Source organism: Pseudomonas sp. SWRI77, assembly GCF_014269105.1.
Taxonomy (GTDB): Bacteria; Pseudomonadota; Gammaproteobacteria; order Pseudomonadales; family Pseudomonadaceae; genus Aquipseudomonas; species Aquipseudomonas capeferrum.
In genome coordinates, this window is sequence record NZ_JABWRV010000020.1 from 26,821 (window position 1) to 47,341 (window position 20,521).

At 63.8% G+C, this 20,521-nt stretch carries 22 protein-coding genes; 8 read left to right on the forward strand and 14 right to left on the reverse strand.

Annotated features, from left to right (window positions below):
- Positions 1-143 precede the first annotated feature (143 nt).
- The 4 genes from HU766_RS18580 (at position 144) to HU766_RS18595 (ending at position 5,053) form a co-directional block, all read left to right on the forward strand.
- Positions 144-2,018, forward strand: a complete 1,875-nt coding sequence (locus HU766_RS18580; RefSeq protein ID WP_033702768.1) for a methyl-accepting chemotaxis protein — start codon at positions 144-146, stop codon at positions 2,016-2,018.
- Positions 2,019-2,185: 167 nt separating this feature from the next.
- Entirely contained in the window at positions 2,186-3,307 is a 1,122-nt protein-coding gene (locus tag HU766_RS18585) for a glycosyltransferase family 1 protein (protein ID WP_033702769.1), read from the forward strand.
- A complete protein-coding gene (locus HU766_RS18590) occupies positions 3,300-4,064 on the forward strand; it encodes a DUF2334 domain-containing protein (RefSeq protein ID WP_186659620.1) in 765 nt (254 codons plus the stop codon). Before HU766_RS18585 ends, HU766_RS18590 begins: the two co-directional genes overlap by 8 nt.
- A complete protein-coding gene (locus tag HU766_RS18595; protein WP_186659622.1) occupies positions 4,061-5,053 on the forward strand; it encodes a lysylphosphatidylglycerol synthase transmembrane domain-containing protein in 993 nt (330 codons plus the stop codon). Before HU766_RS18590 ends, HU766_RS18595 begins: the two co-directional genes overlap by 4 nt.
- On the opposite strand, the gene HU766_RS26225 is transcribed toward HU766_RS18595, so the two are convergent.
- Positions 4,959-5,192 (reverse strand): hypothetical protein, encoded by a 234-nt coding sequence (locus HU766_RS26225; protein WP_077068743.1) that lies wholly within the window; start codon positions 5,190-5,192, stop codon positions 4,959-4,961. The two genes, HU766_RS18595 and HU766_RS26225, sit on opposite strands and share 95 nt — an antisense overlap.
- 49 nt (positions 5,193-5,241) lie before the next feature.
- Positions 5,242-6,093 (reverse strand): formyltetrahydrofolate deformylase, encoded by an 852-nt coding sequence (gene purU / locus HU766_RS18600; protein ID WP_033702772.1) that lies wholly within the window; start codon positions 6,091-6,093, stop codon positions 5,242-5,244.
- A 284-nt stretch (positions 6,094-6,377) separates the two neighbouring features.
- On the opposite strand from purU, the gene mvaT reads away from it, so the two are divergent.
- Positions 6,378-6,755, forward strand: coding sequence for a histone-like nucleoid-structuring protein MvaT (mvaT, locus tag HU766_RS18605; RefSeq protein WP_033702773.1), 378 nt, complete (start codon positions 6,378-6,380; stop codon positions 6,753-6,755).
- A gap of 70 nt (positions 6,756-6,825) precedes the next feature.
- On the opposite strand, the gene sbcB is transcribed toward mvaT, so the two are convergent.
- The 3 genes from sbcB to HU766_RS18620 form a co-directional block, all read right to left on the reverse strand.
- The gene (sbcB, locus tag HU766_RS18610) at positions 6,826-8,262 is read right to left on the reverse strand and encodes an exodeoxyribonuclease I (protein ID WP_186659624.1); all 1,437 of its coding nucleotides are present in this window, start codon (positions 8,260-8,262) and stop codon (positions 6,826-6,828) included.
- A gap of 68 nt (positions 8,263-8,330) precedes the next feature.
- Positions 8,331-8,690 (reverse strand): PilZ domain-containing protein, encoded by a 360-nt coding sequence (locus tag HU766_RS18615; RefSeq protein ID WP_033702999.1) that lies wholly within the window; start codon positions 8,688-8,690, stop codon positions 8,331-8,333.
- Between the two features lie 123 nt (positions 8,691-8,813).
- Positions 8,814-9,200 (reverse strand): hypothetical protein, encoded by a 387-nt coding sequence (locus tag HU766_RS18620; RefSeq protein WP_095064207.1) that lies wholly within the window; start codon positions 9,198-9,200, stop codon positions 8,814-8,816.
- A 180-nt stretch (positions 9,201-9,380) separates the two neighbouring features.
- Here HU766_RS18620 and pyk point away from each other — a divergent pair, with 180 nt between their 5' ends.
- Positions 9,381-10,835 (forward strand): pyruvate kinase, encoded by a 1,455-nt coding sequence (pyk, locus tag HU766_RS18625; protein WP_033702776.1) that lies wholly within the window; start codon positions 9,381-9,383, stop codon positions 10,833-10,835.
- Positions 10,836-10,978: 143 nt separating this feature from the next.
- Here the strand turns inward: pyk and HU766_RS18630 are convergent, their stop codons facing one another.
- A complete protein-coding gene (locus tag HU766_RS18630) occupies positions 10,979-11,899 on the reverse strand; it encodes an iron-sulfur-binding ferredoxin reductase (RefSeq protein ID WP_186659628.1) in 921 nt (306 codons plus the stop codon).
- Positions 11,900-12,148: 249 nt separating this feature from the next.
- On the opposite strand from HU766_RS18630, the gene HU766_RS18635 reads away from it, so the two are divergent.
- Positions 12,149-13,672: a fumarate hydratase gene (locus HU766_RS18635; protein ID WP_033702778.1), complete on the forward strand. Its 1,524-nt coding sequence runs from the start codon at positions 12,149-12,151 to the stop codon at positions 13,670-13,672.
- Positions 13,673-13,723: 51 nt separating this feature from the next.
- On the opposite strand, the gene HU766_RS18640 is transcribed toward HU766_RS18635, so the two are convergent.
- A complete protein-coding gene (locus tag HU766_RS18640; RefSeq protein WP_186659632.1) occupies positions 13,724-14,596 on the reverse strand; it encodes a carbon-nitrogen hydrolase family protein in 873 nt (290 codons plus the stop codon).
- Positions 14,593-15,183 (reverse strand): GNAT family N-acetyltransferase, encoded by a 591-nt coding sequence (locus tag HU766_RS18645; RefSeq protein ID WP_186659634.1) that lies wholly within the window; start codon positions 15,181-15,183, stop codon positions 14,593-14,595. The genes HU766_RS18640 and HU766_RS18645 overlap by 4 nt, the downstream gene beginning before the upstream one ends.
- Positions 15,184-15,298: 115 nt before the next feature.
- On the opposite strand from HU766_RS18645, the gene HU766_RS18650 reads away from it, so the two are divergent.
- The gene (locus tag HU766_RS18650; protein ID WP_033702781.1) at positions 15,299-15,697 is read left to right on the forward strand and encodes a nuclear transport factor 2 family protein; all 399 of its coding nucleotides are present in this window, start codon (positions 15,299-15,301) and stop codon (positions 15,695-15,697) included.
- Positions 15,698-15,732: 35 nt separating this feature from the next.
- Here HU766_RS18650 and HU766_RS18655 read toward each other — a convergent pair whose 3' ends face one another.
- The 6 genes from HU766_RS18655 to HU766_RS18680 all read right to left on the reverse strand — a co-directional run bounded on the left by HU766_RS18655 (position 15,733) and on the right by HU766_RS18680 (position 20,485).
- The gene (locus HU766_RS18655) at positions 15,733-16,311 is read right to left on the reverse strand and encodes a DJ-1/PfpI family protein (RefSeq protein WP_033702782.1); all 579 of its coding nucleotides are present in this window, start codon (positions 16,309-16,311) and stop codon (positions 15,733-15,735) included.
- A 51-nt stretch (positions 16,312-16,362) separates the two neighbouring features.
- On the reverse strand, positions 16,363-17,520 hold the full coding sequence (locus HU766_RS18660; RefSeq protein WP_186659636.1) for a phosphatidylserine/phosphatidylglycerophosphate/cardiolipin synthase family protein: 1,158 nt from the start codon (positions 17,518-17,520) through the stop codon (positions 16,363-16,365).
- 1 nt (position 17,521) lies between these two features.
- Positions 17,522-18,103, reverse strand: a complete 582-nt coding sequence (locus HU766_RS18665) for a YceI family protein (RefSeq protein ID WP_033702784.1) — start codon at positions 18,101-18,103, stop codon at positions 17,522-17,524.
- 43 nt (positions 18,104-18,146) lie between these two features.
- The gene (locus HU766_RS18670) at positions 18,147-18,455 is read right to left on the reverse strand and encodes an amidase (protein WP_186659638.1); all 309 of its coding nucleotides are present in this window, start codon (positions 18,453-18,455) and stop codon (positions 18,147-18,149) included.
- On the reverse strand, positions 18,452-19,516 hold the full coding sequence (locus HU766_RS18675; protein WP_186659714.1) for a serine hydrolase: 1,065 nt from the start codon (positions 19,514-19,516) through the stop codon (positions 18,452-18,454). The genes HU766_RS18670 and HU766_RS18675 overlap by 4 nt, the downstream gene beginning before the upstream one ends.
- 81 nt (positions 19,517-19,597) lie before the next feature.
- On the reverse strand, positions 19,598-20,485 hold the full coding sequence (locus tag HU766_RS18680) for an acyl-CoA dehydrogenase (protein WP_186659641.1): 888 nt from the start codon (positions 20,483-20,485) through the stop codon (positions 19,598-19,600).
- Positions 20,486-20,521: the final 36 nt, after the last annotated feature.

The following is a 20,521-nucleotide window of genomic DNA, read 5'->3' on the forward strand; positions in this document are numbered from 1 at the left end:
TTGCCGCGTATCGGCCGATACCTCGGGGTGATATTCGCCTAGAACACAGTAACAACCCAACTAGGACTTCCCGGGATGTTGCACTGTCTTGCAGATGTATTCGTGCGAACGCCCGATAAAACCTTAGCGGAACCGATTACACCATGAACAAAAGCCTTCGTTTCAGCCACAAGATTCTCGTGGCCGCGTCACTGATCGTGATGCTCGCCTTCAGCCTCTTCACCCTCTACAACGATTATCTCCAGCGTAATGCGATCAGGGAGGACCTGGAGAACTATCTGGCTGAAATGGGCGAGTCCACTTCGACCAATATTCGCAACCTGTTCGAAGGCCGTATCAAGCTGGTAGAGAACCTGGCACAGAACATTGCCCAGGCCCCCAACGACGCTGAAACCCTGATGGGGCAAAATGCCCTGATCACCAGCTTCCTCACGGTGTACCTGGGCAAGGTCGACGGTGGTTTCAGCGTGCGCCCCGACGCGAAGATGCCCGACGGCTACGACCCACGTACTCGCCCCTGGTACAAGGACGGCATGAACGCCTCCGGTGCGACCCTGACCGAGCCGTACATCGACATGACCACCAACAAGATGGTCATTGGCATCCTCAGCAAAGTGTCCAACAGTGTGGGCGTGGTCGGTGGCGACCTGGCCCTCGACGGCCTGGTCGAGATCATCAACTCGCTGAACTTCGGCGGCATGGGCTATGCGTTCCTGGTCAACGACCAAGGCAAGATCCTGGTTCACCCGGACAAGGACCTGGTGATGAAATCGCTGTCGGACCTGTTCCCGCAGCACACACCGACGCTGTCCGGTGAGCTGACCGAAGTCCAGGCCCAGGGCCAGACCCGCCTGCTGACCTTCACCCCGATCAAAGGCCTGCCGTCGGCCAACTGGTACATCGGCCTGTCGGTGGACAAGGACAAAGCCTTCTCCATGCTCAGCACCTTCCGCACCTCGGCGGTGATCGCCACGCTGGTTGCGGTTGTCATCATCATCGGCCTGCTCGGCCTGCTGATTCGCGTGCTGATGCAACCGCTGCTGACCATGACCCGCGCCATGGAAGACATCGCCGAAGGCGAAGGTGACCTGACCAAACGCCTGCGCATCCACAACCACGACGAGTTCGGCATCCTGGGCACCGCTTTCAACCGCTTCGTCGAGCGCATCCACGGCTCGATCCGCGAAGTGTCGTCGGCCACCGAACAGGTCAATGAAGTGGCCCTGCGCGTGATCAGCGCCTCGAACTCGTCGATGACCAACTCCGACGAGCAATCCAACCGCACCAACAGCGTCGCCGCCGCCATCAACGAACTGGGCGCCGCCGCCCAGGAAATCGCCGGTAACGCCGCCCAGGCTTCGCAACATGCCAGCTCCGCCCGCTTGCTGGCCGAAGAAGGCCAGCAAGTGGTGGAACGCAACATTGCGGCGATGAACCGGCTGTCCGACCTGATCGTCACCTCCAGTGCGCACATCGAGACGCTCAACAGCAAGACCGTCAACATCGGCCAGATTCTCGAAGTCATCACCAGCATCTCCCAGCAGACCAACCTGCTGGCCTTGAACGCGGCGATCGAAGCCGCCCGCGCCGGTGAAGCCGGGCGTGGCTTTGCCGTGGTCGCCGACGAAGTGCGAAACCTCGCGCACCGCACCCAGGAGTCGGCGCAGCAGGTGCAAACCATGATCGAAGAGTTGCAGGTTGGTGCCCGCGAGTCGGTCGACACCATGGGCCAGAGCCAGCGCCACAGCCAGGACAGCGTGCAGATCGCCAACCAGGCCGGCGAACGCCTGGACAGCGTGACCGTGCGCATCGGCGAGATCGACGGCATGAACCAGTCGGTGGCCACCGCCACCGAAGAACAGACTGCCGTGGTCGAGGCGATCAACATGGACATCAACGAGATCAACATGCTCAACCAGGAGGGCGTGGAGAACCTGCAGGCCACCCTGCGCGCCTGTTCGGACCTGGAGCAACAGGCTTCGCGCCTGAAACACCTGGTTGGCAGCTTCCGCATCTGATCCGCCTGCTTCGCGAGTGAACCCGCTCCCACTGCAACCTGATGGGAGCGGGTTCACCCCCAGCCAACCCCGATCGAACAAACTATCCTTCTGAAAGGTCAACCTTTAGGCGTGTCATCGCCGGCCCATTACGGCCGGATGACAGACCCGAAGACGATCCCGGAGGGATGCTGATCGTGCACATCGCCGACATCACCATGTTCTATGCCCCCGCCAGCGGCGGCGTACGTACCTATCTTGATGCCAAACACCGCCGCCTCGATGCCTTGCAAGGCGTGCGCCACAGCCTGTTGATCCCCGGCGCCAGCGCGCAACACGCCGATGGCATCTACCAGGTGCCCGCGCCGCCCCTACCCTTCGGCAACGGCTACCGCTTCCCGGTGCGTCTGGCGCCCTGGTGCAATGTGCTGCGTAACCTCAAACCCGACCTGATCGAAGTCGGCGACCCTTACCTGACCGCCTGGGCTGCCCTGGAGGCACGCCGCCAACTCGACGTACCGGTGATCGGTTTCTACCACTCCGACTTGCCGCTGCTGGTCAGCAACCGCATGGGCAACTGGTTCACGCCCAATGTCGAGGCCTATGTCAGCAAGCTGTACGGCAACTTCGACCGGGTGCTGGCGCCCAGCCAGGTGATGGCCGACAAACTGCGCCGCCTGGGCATCCGTGACGTGCACGTGCAACGCCTGGGTGTGGACCTGGCCACCTTCAACCCCGAGCACCGCGACCCGCACCTGCGCGCCGAACTGGGGATTGCCGACACCAGCCGCCTGTTGATCTACGCCGGCCGTGGCTCGCGGGAGAAGAACCTGCCGGTGCTGCTCGACTGCATGCAGCGCCTTGGCCGCCCTTATCACCTGCTGCTGGTCGGCTCCAACATGCCAGTCAATGTGCCGGATAACGTCAGCGTGATCGACCACTTCTGCCCACCGCAGGAGGTCGCCAGGCTGATGGCCAGTGCCGACCTGCTGGTGCATGCCGGCGACCAGGAAACCTTCGGCCTGGTCATCCTCGAAGCCATGGCCAGCGCCACGCCGGTGGTGGCGGTGCGCGCCGGCGCCTTTGGCGAAATCGTCAACGAACAGTGCGGGCGGCTGTGCCAGGCCAACGACGGCACAGCCATGGCGCAGGCCGTGCGCCAGGTGTTCGAAGAGGGCGTGCGCACGCTCGGCAGCCAGGCCCGCCGCCATGTCGAGCAGCATTATTCATGGGACAACGTGGTGGCCGGCTTGCTGCAGCATTACCAGGCGGTGCTCGGCCACCAACCGCTGGTGCGCGCCCATGGCTGAAAGCGCCAGCGCCCCCCGCAGCCTGATGCTGGTGCTGCACGACATCGCGCCCGAGACCTGGCCCGACTACCAACCCTTCGTCCAGGCCATCGATGAGATGGGCGGTGTGCCCATGACCTGGCTGGTGGTGCCGGACTTTCACCACCGCAACCCCCTGCACCGCTCGCCAACCTTCTGCCGCCTGCTCGAACGGCGCCTGGCGCTGGGTGACGAACTGGCGCTGCATGGTTTCTACCATGCCGACGACGGCACGCCACCGCGCAGCCCCAGCGCGTTCTTCATGCGCCGCATCTATACCCACGAGGGCGAGTTCTATGGGCTTGATCAGCAGCAGGCCCTGCAGCGCCTGGAGCAAGGGCTGGCAGTTTTCGACCGGCAAGGCTGGCCGGTTGCCGGCTTCGTCGCCCCGGCCTGGCTGATGAGCGAAGGCACGCGCCAGGCATTGCGCCAGCTGCCGCTGCGCTATACCAGCACACCGCAGCACCTGTACCGCCTGCCGGACTTCACCGCCATCGAAGCCCCCGGGCTGGTCTGGAGCGCCCGCAGTGCCTGGCGTCGAGGGCTATCGAAGATGCTTTGCGACTGGCAATGCCGGCGTTGGCGTGAAGCCGGCACCGTGCGCCTGGGCCTGCACCCGGTGGACATGCGCCACAAGGCGTCGCGCGAATACTGGCTACGCACCTTGCGCGCACTGTTGGCACAGGGCCGTGTGCCGTTGACCAAGTCCGCCTGGCTGGACGGCCAGGCCAGCGCATGAACCGCCTGGGCTGGCTGGGCCTGGCCCTGCTGGGCGCCGTGCTGGTGCCGATAGTGCTGGGCGGTAGCGAATTGCTGCCCAGGCTTCAACGCTTCGACCCCGGCCTGTTGCTGACGCTGCTGGGCATGATCCTGCTGTGCTGGGTGATAAATGCCCTGCGCCTGCGCCTGCTGCTCGGCCAGCAAGGTGCTCAGCTCAAGTACCTGCGCAGCCTCGGCGTGGTCATGGCCACCGAGTTCGCCATCTGCACCACCCCGGGCGGCAGCGGCGGCCCGCTGACCCTGATGGCCCTGCTGGCGCGGGACCGCATCGGCCCGGCGCGCAGCGGCGCGGTGTTCGCCATGGACCAGCTGAACGACCTGCTGTTCTTCTTCTGCGCGATGCTGGCGATTGCCGGCTATGCGTTGTTTCACCGCCTGGGGCACAGCCAGCAAAGCATGTTGCTGGGCAGCGCGCTGCTGCTGTGCTCGGCGTTGGTCGTGGTGCTGGGGCTGCTGCGCTACCGGCGCGCCATGATGCGCTTCAATGGGCGGCTGTTGCGCCGCCTGGGCATGTCCGAATGCCGTAAACGCCGCTGGGCGCGCAAGCTGCTGCACTTCATCGACGCCCTGGCCCAGACCTGGCGCCTGCCCAAACGCACCCTGGCGCTGGTGTTCACGCTGACCTGCGTGCATTGGGGCCTGCGCTACAGCGTGCTGTACTTGGTGCTCAAGGGTTTGGGCGTGGAACTGTCGTGGATCCCCAGCTTTCTGGTGCAGATGCTCTCGCTCAGTGCTGGCCAGTTCAGCCTGCTGCCAGGCGGTGCGGGGGCTGCCGAGCTGACCTCGGCAAGCCTGCTGACGCCCTTGGTGGGCAGCTCGACAGCGGCTGCGGCGATCGTGATCTGGCGTGCGGTCACTTACTACTTTTATCTGCTGGCGGGGGGGCCGGTGTTTGCCTGCCTGCTGGCGCGTCCGTTGCTGGAACGCTGGCGGCGTCAGGCGGGTTGAGCTGGCGCCAGAGCTCGGCAGCGCCGGGGAAGTCGGTGCCGTCGGCGTCGCTCAGGGCCTCGGGATCATAGCGGGCCAGGCAGCCCTCGCCGAGGGTTGGCGGGGGTGAGGCGGTGGCTTTGTCGCGGGGGTCGGCCATGGCGTTTCACTCGGGATTGCCGGGGCTGCTGCGCAGCCCCGTGTCGCTGTCAGTCGAACACCACCGTCTTGTTGCCATGCACCAGCACGCGGTCTTCCAGGTGATAACGCAGGCCGCGGGCCAGCACCATCTTCTCGACATCACGGCCGAAGCGCACCATGTCTTCGATGCTGTCGGCATGGCTGACACGTACCACGTCCTGTTCGATGATCGGGCCGGCATCCAGCTCTTCGGTCACGTAGTGGCAAGTTGCACCGATCAGCTTCACGCCGCGCAGGGCCGCTTGATGGTAGGGCTTGGCACCGACGAACGACGGCAGGAAGCTGTGGTGGATGTTGATCACTTTTTCAGCGTAGTCCTGGCACAGCTGCGGCGGCAGGATTTGCATGTAGCGGGCCAGCACCACCACATCGGCAGCGTGCTCCTGAACCAGGCGCGACACTTCGGCGAAAGCTGGCGCCTTGTCCTTGGGGTCGACCGGCACATGGAAGAACGGAATGCCGTGCCACTCGACCATGCTGCGCAGGTCATTGTGGTTGGACACCACGCACGGGATATCGCAATCCAGCTCGTCGGTGTGCCAGCGGTGCAGCAGATCGGCCAGGCAATGGGATTCGCGACTGGCCATCAGCACCACGCGTTTTTTCTGCGCCGAGTCGGTCACCCGCCAGGTCATGGAGAACTCTTCGGCGATCGGCGCAAACGCCTCGCGAAATGCCTCGATACCGAATGGCAGGGATTCGGCACGGATTTCATGACGCATGAAGAACCAACCACTCTGTTCATCGGAGTGGTGGCTGGCTTCGTTGATCCAGCCATTGTACAAGGCCAGGAAATTACTGACTTTCGCCACGATGCCAACACGGTCGGGGCAGGCGATCACCAGACGATAGGTGCGCATGAATGAGACTCCAGAACTTCGCAAAGGCGCTCATTCTAGCGGCCCGCCAGAAAAAACGCAGTATGGATTGCACGGCGCGTCTTGTGCGCACCTGCCCACACACACGGCAAGCCGCCGCGCATCGCCATGACAAAATGCAGGGGCTTATGTAAATTTTTGTTCACGTGGAGAAATGTTGTCACAGCTTAATTAACAGTTAATTGCCCAATTCCATGTTTACTTGCGAGTATGGCCTGTCTATTATTGGCCCACACATTTCTGAACACGTATTAAAGGAACACTCCATGTCCCTGATTAACGAGTACCGCGCCACCGAAGAAGCCATCAAGGAACTTCAGGCCCGCCTGGCCAACCTGTCCCAGGATGACAAGCTGAAGCAAGAGCTGGAGTTCGAAGGCAAACTGCGCACGCTGATGGGCGAGTACTCCAAGTCGCTGCGTGATGTGATTGCCCTGCTCGACCCAGAGTCGAAACTGAGCAAGGCGCCACGTGGCGCGGTCAAGGTCACCGCCACTAAGCGTGCGCGCAAGGTCAAGCAATACAAGAACCCGCACAATGGTGAAGTGATCGAAACCAAAGGCGGCAACCACAAGACCCTGAAAGAATGGAAAGCCAAGTGGGGTGGTGACGTGGTTGAAAGCTGGGCGACCCTGCTGGACTGATAGTCCGCACGCTCACATTGCTTGACGCAACAAAAACGCCGGCTCGATGCCGGCGTTTTTGTTTGTCCGTTCAGGGCGTAATTGCAAATTGTGTCTTCAGTTTACCGGCGTGTTCCTGCCAGGCGTTCAATACCTGGCGGCCCGCCTCGTCGGCGCTTTCCCAGGCACGCTGGCGCGCCTGCTCGAAATCACCCAGGGTATTCGGCGCGCCCCACTGGGGGTCGCTCAGACGTTGCTGACAGAATGCATACCAGCGCTGGCGCTCTTCGCTATTCAAGGTGTCAGGGAAGTTGCGTGCCCGATAACGGAACAACAGTTCAGGCATGCGCGGGTCATCGAACATCCAGTGCCCCTGGCCCAACTGCGCGGGTTCCAGCGTGCGAACTTGCTCGCACAAACGGCGGTCGCGGTCCCCTAGAAAACCGTCATACAACTGTTGTTCAGGGTCTTCACTTGGCGTGAAATCATCGTTGCCATAAATGTGCGTCAGCTTGTCTTGCCAGTCCGCCTGTTGATTGGCCAATTGCTCGCCGCGCCATTGTAACAACGTCAAGTCCACACCCAAGCGCTGTTGATCGGCCGGGCGCAATACCGAGAGCGGTGCCAGCACCGGGCAACGGTTGATCTGCACCAATTTAAGCGGAACGGGTAATTCACCTTCGGCCAGATCTTCATGCCGGGTATACAAGCGCTGGCGAAGAACTTCGGCACTTTCCCGTATTAACGGTAGGGTTTCCTGATGCAGGTCGCAGACAATCAGGGCATTGCGATTGCGCGGGTGCCACGCCAGCGGCAGGACCACCCCCAGGTAATTACGCGCCGCCGAAAATCGCCCAGAGATATGGACCATTGGCTGCAACAAACGAACCTGCTCCATCACTTTATGTTTGCTGCGCAACTGAAACAGCCACTCATACAACTTCGGTTGTTTTTGCCGAATCAAGCGCGCCAGGGCAATAGTGGCCCGCACGTCGGAAAGTGCTTCGTGGGCATGGCCATGGTCGATGCCATTGGCTTTGCTGAGCAGTTCAAGGCGCAGGCTGGTGCGGCCATCCTGCTGCGGCCACTCGATGCCTTCAGGGCGCAGTGCATAGGCCGTGCGCACGATGTCGATCAGGTCCCAGCGGCTGTTGCCGCCCTGCCATTCACGGGCGTAAGGGTCAAAAAAGTTGCGGTACAGGCTGTAACGCGTCACCTCATCGTCGAAACGCAAGGTGTTGTAGCCGGCACCACAGGTGCCAGGGCGCGCCAGTTGCTCGTGCACGCGGGTCATGAACTCGGCTTCGCACAGCCCCTGGGCTTGCAGTTGCTGCGGGGTGATACCGGTTACCAGGCAGGCGGCCGGGTGCGGCAGGATGTCGTCGGAGGGGTTGCAAAAGAGGCTGATCGGTTCTTCGATCTCGTTGAGGTCGAAATCGGTGCGTACACCGGCCACCTGCAGTGGCCGGTCGCAGCGCGGGTTGATGCCAGTGGTTTCGTAGTCGTGCCAGAAAATGCTGGAGCTCACGGGGTCGTCCTGTATCAAGGTCGACCCGATTCTAGCGCGATTCTCGCGCGCCAAGGCTCAGGGGGGGGTCAGGCGGATGCGTTGGCGGGGCGGAAACTGAAATAGTCGCGCAACGAGCGGACGAATTCATCGTACTCGCGGGGCGCCTGCAGCAACATGAAGCCAGAATCGTAGTTGCCGGGCGTCTGGTCTTCGCGGCACCACAGGCAACTGGCGGTGAGGTTGATGAACTGGTACCCGCCACCGGCCAGCGGCAAGCGCAGTTGCAGTTCGTAGTCTGGCCCGACCAGTACCGGCAGCTGGCTGATCAGCATCAGCCCATCTTCGGAGGCATTACCCAGCTGGCCGATCGCCTGATCGGTAAAACGGTTGAAGACCTTGAGAACGCAGGGCAACTGATGGCGTTCGATATGCCGCTTGTTGAACATGATCACAAGTGCAGTCCGTACCCGGTGCCAGGAATGCGAGGTACTGGCGGTTGTTGTAACAACTGAGTTACAGATTAGCGCAGCGCGCACGGTAAATCCCGTGAAATAAATCACACCTTCGCATTAACGCCAAGGGGTGGCCTTCACCGGGTTGGCCACGGCCGCTTCGGCACCGCGGTAATGGCCAAGCTGCTCCAGTGTTTGCAGGCGAGCCTGGGCACGGTACGCGTATTCGTTGCCGGGGTACTGCTGGATCAGGTACTCGTAGGTCTGCGCTGCATCCACGAACAACTTCTGGCGCTCCAGGCACTGGCCGCGTAGCAGCGACACCTCCGGGTGGACGAACGGTCGCGCGCGGCTGGTGCGGTCAACCTGCGACAGCTCCAGCATGACTCGCTGGCAATCGCCGCGGTCATAGGCACGGTAGGCGTTGTTCAAGTGGTGGTCCATGGACCAGCGGGTGCAGCCGACGGCGCTGGCCGCCAAGGCTAAAACGATCAGGGCTCGCATGGGGGGTCTCCTTTGATGCCAGTGTATCGGCCTTTGCCGATAAATCTTCACACCCTTTTGCAAGGATGGCCTGACCGTTCAAACGCCACCCTGCCTCGCTCGCAGGTAGTGCAACGGAACAATGACTACAGCGCGATTCAGGAGTAGCCTTTCGCTGCGCTTCACTATAGGAGTCTGTGCATGACCATCCGCCGTACCAAAATCGTCGCCACCCTTGGCCCCGCCAGCAACTCGCCGGAAGTGATCGAACAACTGATCCTTGCCGGCCTGGACGTGGCACGTCTGAACTTCTCCCACGGCACCCCGGACGAGCACAAAGCGCGCGCCCGCCTGATCCGTGACATCGCCGCCAAGAACGGCCGCCATGTCGCTTTGCTGGGCGACCTGCAAGGTCCGAAGATCCGCATCGCCAAGTTCAGCAACAAGCGCATTGAATTGAAGATCGGTGACACGTTCACCTTCTCCACCGCCCACCCGCTGACCGAAGGCAACCAGGACATCGTCGGTATCGACTACCCCGACTTGGTCAAGGACTGCGGCGTTGGTGACGAACTGCTGCTCGACGATGGCCGTGTGGTCATGCGCGTCGAGACCGCTACCGCTGATGCACTGCACTGCGTGGTGATCATCGGTGGCCCGCTGTCGGACCACAAAGGCATCAACCGCAAAGGTGGCGGCCTGACCGCGCCGGCCCTGACCGAAAAAGACAAGGCCGACATCAAGCTGGCCGCGGAAATGGACCTGGACTACCTGGCCGTATCGTTCCCGCGTGACGCCAGCGACATGGAATATGCCCGCAAGCTGCGTGACGAGTCCGGCGGCAGCGCCTGGCTGGTGGCCAAGATCGAGCGTGCCGAAGCCGTTGCCGACGACGAGACCCTCGACAAGCTGATCGCCGCCTCCGACGCAGTGATGGTTGCCCGTGGCGACCTGGGTGTGGAAATCGGCGACGCCGAGCTGATCGGCATCCAGAAAAAGATCATCCAGCACGCCCGCCGCAACAACAAGGCGGTGATCGTGGCGACCCAGATGATGGAGTCGATGATCCAGAACCCGATGCCGACCCGCGCTGAAGTGTCCGACGTGGCCAACGCCGTGCTCGACAACACCGATGCGGTGATGCTGTCGGCCGAAAGTGCTGCCGGTTCCTACCCGATCGAAGCCGTACAGGCCATGGCGCGGATTTGCCAAGGTGCCGAAAAGCACCCGACCAACCAGAAATCCAGCCACCGCCTGCACACCACCTTCGAGCGTTGCGACGAAAGCATCGCCCTGGCGGCCATGTACACCGCCAACCACTTCCCGGGCGTCAAGGCGATCATTGCCCTCACCGAAAGTGGCTACACCCCGCTGATCATGTCGCGCCTGCGTTCGCACGTGCCAATCTTTGCCCTGTCGCCGCACCGCGCTACCCAGGCTCGCGCCTCGATGTTCCGTGGTGTCTACCCGATCGCCTTCGACCCGGCTTCGCTGCCGGCCGACAAGGTGAGCCAGGCGGCGGTCGACGAACTGCTCAAGCGTGGCCTGGTGCAACAGGGTGACTGGGTGATCCTGACCAAGGGCGACAGCTACCACACCATCGGTGGCACCAACGGCATGAAGATCCTGCATGTCGGTGATCCGCTGGTCGGCTGATAGCCTTCCTGGGGGGGCCGCTCTGCGGCCCCTTCGCGGGGCAAGCCCGCTCCCACAGTTACCCTTCTGAACTCAGGCGCAGTCAGGTCCCTGTGGGAGCGGGCTTGCCCCGCGAAAGGGTCGGCATAGGCGCGCAACATTCCTCAGGCATGCTCGACAAACACATCGGCAAACACCTGGTTCCTCGGCACCCCCGCAATAAACAGCCGCCGCGCAAACCGCTCGACACTCCCCGGCGAGCCACACAGCAGCGCGATGGTCTGCCGTGATGACGGCCGCAACGTCGCCAGCGCTTCATCCAGCTGCTCCCCCAGCACCTGCTCGACACGCACCCCGTCCATTGCCAGCAACGGCTCAGCCAGGTAATGCCCGGCGTGCTCACGCGCCACATGCAGCACCCTGATCTCACCCCGATGGCCCTGGCGCAGCGCCTCGCGCAAGATGCCCCACAATGGCGCAAGCCCCGTTCCGGCCGCCAGCAACCACAGCGCACGGTCCTGCCAGTCCGGGTCATAATGCAACGCCCCGCCCCTCAGCTCGCCCAGACGCAGTTCATCGCCAACCTGCAAGGCCCGGGCCTGGTCACAGAAAGCCCCTGGCCGCTGGCAATCGACATGAAACTCCAGCAAGGCGTCTTCACCCGGCAGGCTTGCCAAGGAATACGGTCGCGCGACCGCACCGTTCCACAGCACCAGATGCTGGCCGGCCTGATACCGCAGCGCCCGCTCCGGCCGCAGGCGCAAGCGCAACACATCGCCAAACCAGTCCAGTTCACACACCGTTGCGGGCACCCCTTCGAGCTGCGGGTCGTACACCGCCACGCGCAGGTCGTCCACCACCCGGCACTGGCAGGCCAGGCGCCAGCCCTGTGCGTGCTTGTCCAGCGCCAACGCCTCGGGCAGGGCATCCACCGGTTGCCCATCCAGGCAATGCACCAGGCAGGCGTGGCAACTGCCCGCACGGCAGCTGTAGGGCACATTCAAGCCTGCCTCGTTCAAGGCATCGAGCAGGTTACTGCCGGTGGGCACCGTCCAGCGGCGCTCGCCCACACAGAGTTCAGGCATGGTCATTACTTCCTTGGTCTACATCGCCACTCTAAGGCAAGCCGCTATCGGCAGCAAAAAGGATGCCCGCCGCACTGCCGACCATGGTCCAGACCACGCGCAGGTGTTTCGCACGGTGAGGCGCGCTATACTGCCGCGCCTTTTTACGTCGGCCTGACCTGCCGACGCCTTGCCAGGCGTTTCGACACACAGGTGTGCAGTGTCGGAAAGCCTTTACGAATGTTCCCGTCTTTAAGAGGAGCGCGCTGCATGACCGTGATCAAGCAAGACGACCTGATTCAGAGCGTCGCCGACGCCCTGCAATTCATTTCGTACTACCACCCCGTCGATTTCATCCAGGCGATGCACGAGGCCTACCTGCGTGAAGAGTCGCCTGCCGCGCGCGACTCCATCGCCCAGATCCTGATCAACTCGCGCATGTGCGCCACCGGCCACCGCCCGATCTGCCAGGACACCGGTATCGTCACCGTGTTCGTGCGTGTGGGCATGGACGTGCGCTGGGACGGCGCCACCCTGAGCGTCGACGACATGATCAACGAAGGTGTGCGTCGCGCCTACAACCTGCCTGAGAACGTCCTGCGCGCCTCGATCCTGGCCGACCCGGCCGGTGCCCGCAAGAACACCAAGGACAACACCCCGGCCGTCATCCACTACTCGATCGTCCCTGGCGACAAGGTCGAAGTCGATGTCGCAGCCAAAGGCGGCGGCTCGGAAAACAAGTCGAAGATGGCCATGCTCAACCCGTCCGACTCGATCGTCGACTGGGTGCTGAAGACCGTCCCGACCATGGGCGCCGGCTGGTGCCCACCTGGCATGCTCGGCATCGGCATCGGCGGCACCGCCGAAAAAGCTGCGGTCATGGCCAAGGAAGTGTTGATGGAGTCCATCGACATTCATGAACTCAAAGCCCGTGGCCCGCAGAACCGCATCGAAGAGATCCGCCTGGAGCTGTTCGACAAGGTCAACCAGCTGGGCATCGGCGCCCAGGGCCTGGGCGGCCTGACCACCGTGCTCGACGTCAAGATCATGGACTACCCGACCCACGCCGCCTCCCTGCCGGTGTGCATGATCCCGAACTGCGCCGCCACCCGTCACGCGCACTTCGTGCTCGACGGCAGCGGCCCGGCCGAGCTGGAAGCGCCATCGCTGGACGCCTACCCGGAAATCGTCTGGGAAGCTGGCCCAAGCGCCCGTCGCGTCGACCTCGACTCGATCACCCCGGAAGAAGTCGCCAGCTGGAAGCCAGGCGAGACCATCCTGCTCAACGGCAAGATGCTCACCGGCCGCGACGCCGCGCACAAGCGCATGGTCGAGATGCTCAACCGTGGCGAAGAACTGCCGGTCGACCTGAAAGGCCGCTTCATCTACTACGTCGGCCCGGTCGACCCGGTCGGTGACGAAGTGGTAGGCCCAGCCGGCCCGACCACTGCTACCCGCATGGACAAGTTCACCCGCCAGATCCTCGAGCAGACTGGCCTGCTGGGCATGATCGGCAAGTCCGAGCGTGGCCCGACCGCTATCGAAGCGATCAAGGACAACAAGGCCGTGTACCTGATGGCCGTCGGCGGCGCCGCCTACCTGGTGGCCCAGGCGATCCGCAAGTCCAAGGTCCTGGCGTTCGCCGAGCTGGGCATGGAAGCGATCTACGAGTTCGAAGTGAAGGACATGCCGGTCACTGTCGCGGTGGACAGCAACGGTGAGTCGGTGCACATCACCGGCCCCGCGCTGTGGCAGAGCAAGATCGCCGAAAGCCTGGCGGTTGAAGTGAAGTGATTCACCCTCCGGCCTGATCGAAAACGCCCGGCATCTGCCGGGCGTTTTCATTTACAGGCTGCGCTCGAACTGCGCTGGCCAGTCGCGCCGGGTAAACACCTGCCCCTGCTCCCTTACCCGCCGCACCGCCGCCAGGTCCACGTCACAGATCAGCCACTGGCTGCCGGCCGGGTCAAGCTCGGTACTCAGGGCCACCACTCCGTCCTTCGGCATGCCATGGTCCGGCGGCACAAACAACCCGGCGCGCCCAATGTTCTCATCCAGCGCCTGCGACCACGCGGCCAACCCCACCGTGGGGCTCTGCAACACGGCAATCTGGTTTTCCAGGGCCCGCGCCTGGGCACCAATGCGCACCCGGTGGTAACCGGCTTCGGTATCGGTGCAGCTCGGTGCCAGAATCAGGTCGGCGCCCCCTTCTGCCAGGCGCCGTGCCAGCATCGGGAATTCGTTGTCGTAGCAGATCAGAATGCCCAGCCGCCCCAGCTGGGTGTCGAACACCTTCAGGCCATCGCCCGGGGCAATGTCCCATTGTTCCCGCTCGAAGCGCGTCATCATCAGCTTGTCCTGATGCCCCAGTTCACCCTCGGGGCCAAACAGCCAGGCACGGTTGCGATAGCGGCCATCGCTGTCCTGCACCGGCAGGCTGCCGGGCTGCAGGTAGACGCCCCAGCGCCGGGCAATGCGCTCGCACAGCGCTTTCCAAGGTTCGATCAAGGGCTGGATACCGGCGATAGAAGCCTTCAAATCACCCCGCTGCTGCGCAGGTAACAGCCCGCTGAGTACCAGGCCCGCGTACTCCGGCAACAGCAGCAGCTGAGCGCCGGCCTCGGCCGCTTCGGCGCACAGGCCCTGCAGATGATCGACGTAGGCATCCCAGGTCTTGTGCAGCTCGATGGCGTACTGGCAGGCCGCGAGGCGGATCATATCGGCAGTTCCTTGAGCCAGAACGACATGATCTTTTCAGACGATTCCTGTTCATCCAGGTCGCGCCAGGCGTAGTGGGTGCGCAACGAGGGGTCGTGCAGGAACCCACGATTGCGCCAGAACCCCTGCAAGGGCTTGTAGTGCGCCGGGCGCAGCGGGTGCACGCCCGGCCGTTCCACGGCACAGAAGGCGCAATAATCGAACTCGGCGAGTTTGTGGGCGTAGGACTCGCGCTCGATGAAAAAACGCACCCCCAGCCCTTGGCCACGGTATTCCGGCAGCACCACCGACTCACCGAAGTAGTACACGCTGGCCGGGTCACGCCCCTGGGCCAGGAACGGCTGCTGGAACTCGGCGGCAACGTCCACCAGCGGCAGGCTGGTGGCGGCACCCACCACCTGGCCGGCGTCCAGCGCCAGTACCACCAGGCTGCGCCCGGAGCGGGCATAGGTAGATAAGTAGTCGGCCTCGTACTCCGGCGTACCGTCGTACAGGTAGGGAAACTCGCGGAACACGGTCAAGCGCAGGCGAGCGAGGTCATCGATGTAAGGCGCGATAGCGGCGCCGTGCAACAGGCGGATTTCCATGCTTGGCGGTCGTTTTGTCGATGTGGATGACGCGCTCGGCTAAGCCGGGCTTGAGGGGAAACCCTATCATCCAAGCCAACGCACCGCCTTTTCCCAACACGACAGGAATTGTTCCATGACCGCTACCGAACTGGTAAATGCCTACTACGCCGCCTTCAATGCCGGTGACATGCCCGGCTTTCTCGCACTGCTGAACGAAGATGTGATCCACGACATCAACCAGGGCGAGCGGCAGATGGGCAAGGCCAGGTTTGCCGCGTTCATGGACAAGATGAACCGCTGCTACCGCGAGCGCCTGGCCGATATCGTGGTCATGCAGAATGCCGACGGCAGCCGCGCAGCCGCGGAGTTCACCGTGCATGGCGAGTACATCGCCGATGACGAAGGCCTGCCCGCGGCCAACGGGCAGACCTATGTGCTGTCGGCGGGGGCGTTCTTCTATATCCACTGCGGCAAGATTGCCCGGGTGACCAACTACTACAACCTCAATGACTGGGTCGAGCAGGTCGGCTGAATCTGCGTACGCTTTTGTAGGAGCGGCCGTGTAGATCAGGCGATACGTGTACCCAGCACCTTGAGGAAAGCCGCCAGCCAGGCCGGGTGGGCAGGCCATGCCGGCGCGGTCACCAGGTTGCCTTCCACATGCGCCTGGTCCACCGCGATATCGATGAACGTCCCGCCCGCCAAACGCACCTCCGGCGCACAGGCAGGGTAGGCACTGCATTCGCGCCCTTCCAGCACACCCGCCGCTGCCAGCAACTGCGCGCCATGGCACACCGCCGCAATCGGTTTGCCTGCCTGGTCGAACGCCTTGACCAGCTCCAGCACCCGCTCATCCAGGCGCAAGTATTCCGGGGCACGGCCACCGGGGATCAGCAAGGCGTCATAGCTTTCGGCACGCACCCGCACAAAGTCATAGTTCAGGGCAAAGTTGTGCCCCGGCTTTTCGCTGTACGTCTGCTCACCCTCGAAATCATGGATCGCGGTGCGCACGGTCTGGCCCGCAAGCTTCTCGGGGCAGACAGCGTGCACCGTATGGCCAACCATGCTAAGGGCCTGGAACGGCACCATCGCTTCGTAATCCTCGACGTAGTCGCCAACCAGCATGAGAATTTTCTTCGCCGTCATCGCATCCACTCCTTCCATTGCTTGTGAACAGTCACTGCACGATAGTCGCTCTCAGTCACGCCGGTCGAGCAGGTTGACCACCAGACGGTCGAGCCAACCCCATACCCGCTGCTTCACCCGTCGCCACAGCGGCCTGGCGTTCCAGTGGTCGAGGTCGACCTCTTCGCTCAAGGCGAAGTCACGCTCGAAACTGGCCACCACGGCAGCGGTCAGCGGCGGGTCCAGGGCCTCGATATTGGCCTCAAGATTGAAACGCAGGTTCCAGTGGTCGAAGTTGCACGAACCAACGCTCACCCAGTCGTCCACCACGGCCATCTTCAAGTGCAGGAAACACGGCTGGTACTCGAAAATCTTTACCCCGGCGCGCAGCAGGCGCGGGTAGTAACGATGCCCGGCATAGCGCACCGAGGGGTGATCGGTGCGCGGCCCGGTCAGCAGCAGGCGCACGTCCAGGCCCTTGCTGGCCGCGCGGCGCAACGAGCGGCGCACACTCCAGGTCGGCAAGAAATAAGGCGTCGCCAGCCACACCCGCTGCTTGCCGCTGTTGAGCGCGCGCACCAGCGAATGCAGGATGTCCTGATGCTGCCGGGCGTCGGCATACGCTACCCGGCCCATGCCTTGCCCCTGCGCAGGCACCTTGGGCAGGCGCGGCAGGCCGAAACCTTCAGCTGGGCGCCAGGCGGTGCGCCGGTTGTTGGCGTGCCATTGGCGGTCGAACAGCAACTGCCAGTCGCTGACCACAGGCCCCTGCATCTGCACCATTACCTCGTGCCATTCGCTGGTAGCGCTGGCCGGCGTCCAGAACTCGTCGGTGACGCCCGTGCCCCCCACCACTGCCCAGCGCTCGTCCACCAGCAGCAGTTTGCGGTGATCGCGATACAGGTTGCGCAAGCCACGCTTCCAGCGCAGGCGGTTGTACCAGCGCAGGTACACGCCTGCTTCCAGCAGCCGCTGGCGCAGGGCACTGTTGAAGGCCAGCGAGCCATAGTCATCGAACAGGCAGCGTACCCGCACACCGCGCCGGGCGGCGTGCTCCAGCGCTGCGACGACCGCTTCGGCGCAGGCGCCAGCCTCGACCAGATACAGTTCGAGGTCGACCTGGAACTCGGCGCGGGTGATCGCCTCGAGCATGCGAGGGAAGAATTCGGGGCCGTCGATCAGCAGTTCGAACTGGTTGCCATCCCGCCAGGGGAAGACCGGCCCCGGCATGTCAGCGGGCGGTGAAGATCAGCACCGCATTGACCGGTACCGATGGGTTGATGGACTTGAGCCCGGCAAACTTGCGCAGGCTCTCCAGGCCCGGCATCAGGCCGAAATCCTCGGCGCGCAGTACCAGGGGCTCCAGGGTCACCACTTGGAAGCGCCGCTCGTCCAGCCGCGTGGCCAGCAGCAAGGCGTTGTAGCGGTGGGACTGGCCATGCAGGGTAACGGTCAGCGGCAGGCGCAGTTCGATTTGCGCACCGCTGGCCAGGTCGTTGATCGGGCGCAGGTCCAGTTGCGCCTTCACCGTCGCCTCGGCAAAACGCTCGACCTCGAACAGACCGTCGCGCATGCGTTCGTCGCGCAAAGGGATGCCGCTGCTCACCGAGTCCATCTCGATGCGCAGGCCGGCCGCGCCCTTGCGGTCTACCGTGCCATGCAGCACCAGGAAGCGATGGACTTCGGCGGTATCACCGTTCTTGCCGGTGATGAACGACAGGCGCGATGACTCGCCATCGAGGTGCCAGTTGGCGTGGGCGGGCAGGCATAGAGCCAGCAACAAGGCGGGCAGCAGGCGGGGCAACTTGAACATGACAGATCTCGTAAAACAAGACCGCAACCTTACCCGCCCGCCATCATGGCAGCAAGCGGCAGCCCATGCGTGCGCCCTGCCATGCGGCCTGGTTACGCCGGCCCAGGCCCTGGGCCGTGACCAGGCGCTGCGCACTGTTTTCCGCCAGCAGGCCAAGGGGCAGCCATTGCTTCACGTACCCCCGGCAATACGCCGGGTCAAACCCCATGACGAAGCGGCATGAGCAGTACTCCTTGGCCGAGTAGGCCGAAAGAATGCCCGGGAAGTCCGCCAACGCCTGACGTGCCTGCCAACCGCTCCATCCCAACGACACGCCAAGCAGCGCCAACAGCACCAGCAGCACCCGCCTCATGCGCCCTCCCCGGCCAGCGCCGCCAGTACCCGTTCGAGCAGTTGGTCATGCTGGTAACTGTCGCCTCGGTCATCGGCATAGCGAACGATCACCAGCTTCTGCGTCGGCAACACGTACAGCGCCTGGCCCCAATGACCGAGCGCGGCGTAGGTGTCAGCCGGCGCATGCGGCCAGGGACGAGCCCCGCCTGGCGACGCGGTGTTGAGCCACCAGTGGCCGCCTGGGTTGGCCTCACCGGGTACAGCCTCGGCCTGGGCAAACGGCGTGCGGTTGAACGCCACCCATGTCGCAGGCACCAGTTGGCGCTCGCGCCAGCGCCCGTCGCGCTGCATCAGCAGGCCGATGCGCGCCAGGTCACGGGCAGTGAGGTACAGGTACGAAGACCCGACATAGCTCCCCGCGCCATCGCGTTCCCACACCGCGCTGTTGATGCCCAGCGGCGTGAACAGCGCCTGCCACGGGTAGTCGGCATACTGCCCGGCATCGAGCATGCCGCGCAGGGCCGCTGCCAACAGGTTGCTGTCGCCGCTGGAGTAGAGAAAGCGCTGCCCCGGTAGCTGCGCCGCAGGCCGCGCTGCGGTATAGGCCGCCATGTCCTCACGACCACGGGTGTAGAGCATGGCCACCACCGAGGAGTGCAACGGTGCGTATTCGTAGTCTTCCTGCCAGGCCAGGCCGCTGGCCCAGTGCAGCAGGTCTCCCAGGCGCACCTCTGGGTGTGCCTGCATCGGGGGGTAGAAGCGGGCTACCGGGTCCTGCAGCTGGAAACGCCCTTCGCCTTGGGCCACGCCCAGTAGCGTGGCCAGCACGCTCTTGCTCACCGACCAGGTAAGGTGCGCGGTGCTGGCGGTGGTGGGCGCGGCGTAGCGTTCATGCAGGATGCGGCCGTCGCGGATGATCAGCAGGGCGTCGGTGCGCAGGCGCCCGTCAGGGGGGAAGGCATAGGCGTCGACGGCTTGCCAGTCGATGCGGGTGGGGTCGGTTTGCCAGTCGGGGGCCGGCCAGTCTTCGGCCCAGGCTGGGGCCACTGCCAGGCTGAGGGTTGCCAGTAGGGCTTTCAGGGTATCGAGCACTTGGGCCTCGGCGCCATGGGGCCGCTTTGCGGCCCCAGCATTCAATGGTTCACCGAGTCTGCCTGCCCTTCATGACAATCCCGCAGCCGCCCAGGCCTTGGCCAAACGTTTCTCCCGCGCTGCCGCCGCCAACGCCAACACCCCCTGATCACGCTGCCAGAGCTGCGCCCACTGCGCGGGCCCCGCCAGCAACGCCTCATCGATGTCGGCGCGCAGCGCCTGAAACTGGCCAAACAACCCCGCCAGCAGCAAATGGCAACCGACACTGTCGGCACACTGGCGGCTACCCTCGGCACAGCCGGCCAGTACGCCCAGCAAACGCAGACGCAACGCCTGCGGCCACGCACATTCCTGGCCGACGCCATACAGCCAGGCCGTCAACGCGGCGAGCACGTACAGGTCTTCCAGCGAGCGGAACGGTTTGACGTAAGCATCCCAGCCATCGCCTGCCAACAACTCGCAAGCCGCCTGCTCCAGGTGCAGGCGGCCATGGCCGACTTCGGGCATCAGCGGCAAGGTCGGCAACGCTTCCAGCGTCACGCCCGGCTCCCCCGGGTACACCACCGCCAGGTTCAGCCGCACTGCCTCGCCTGGCGCTTCGCTGCGCGCGGCCACCAGCAGCCACTCCGCCTCAAGGCCGGCGGTGACGAAATCCTTGCTGCCGCCAAGGCGCAAACCGTCGAGACGGGTGCGCATGTCTGCCGGCCGCACGCTGCGCCGTTCGGTCGCGCACAGTGCGCCGAGGCTGGGTGGCGCACTGGGCCAGAGCACCCGCAAGGCGGCCTGGTAGCCAACCAGAAACGCCAGGCCCGGCGTGGGCATGGCGCGCCCGCCAAGCACCGCCAGTTCGAACGGGGCTACCTGGCCAAGGCGCTCGAGCAGCGCGGCGTAGGTTTCACCCAGGGTGCCGGCCATAGGGAGGCGCAGCGGGTCGTTGAGTCGTTGTAGCCAAGCCATCGCAGGATGCTCCTTGCTGGGGCGTGTGGGAGGGTG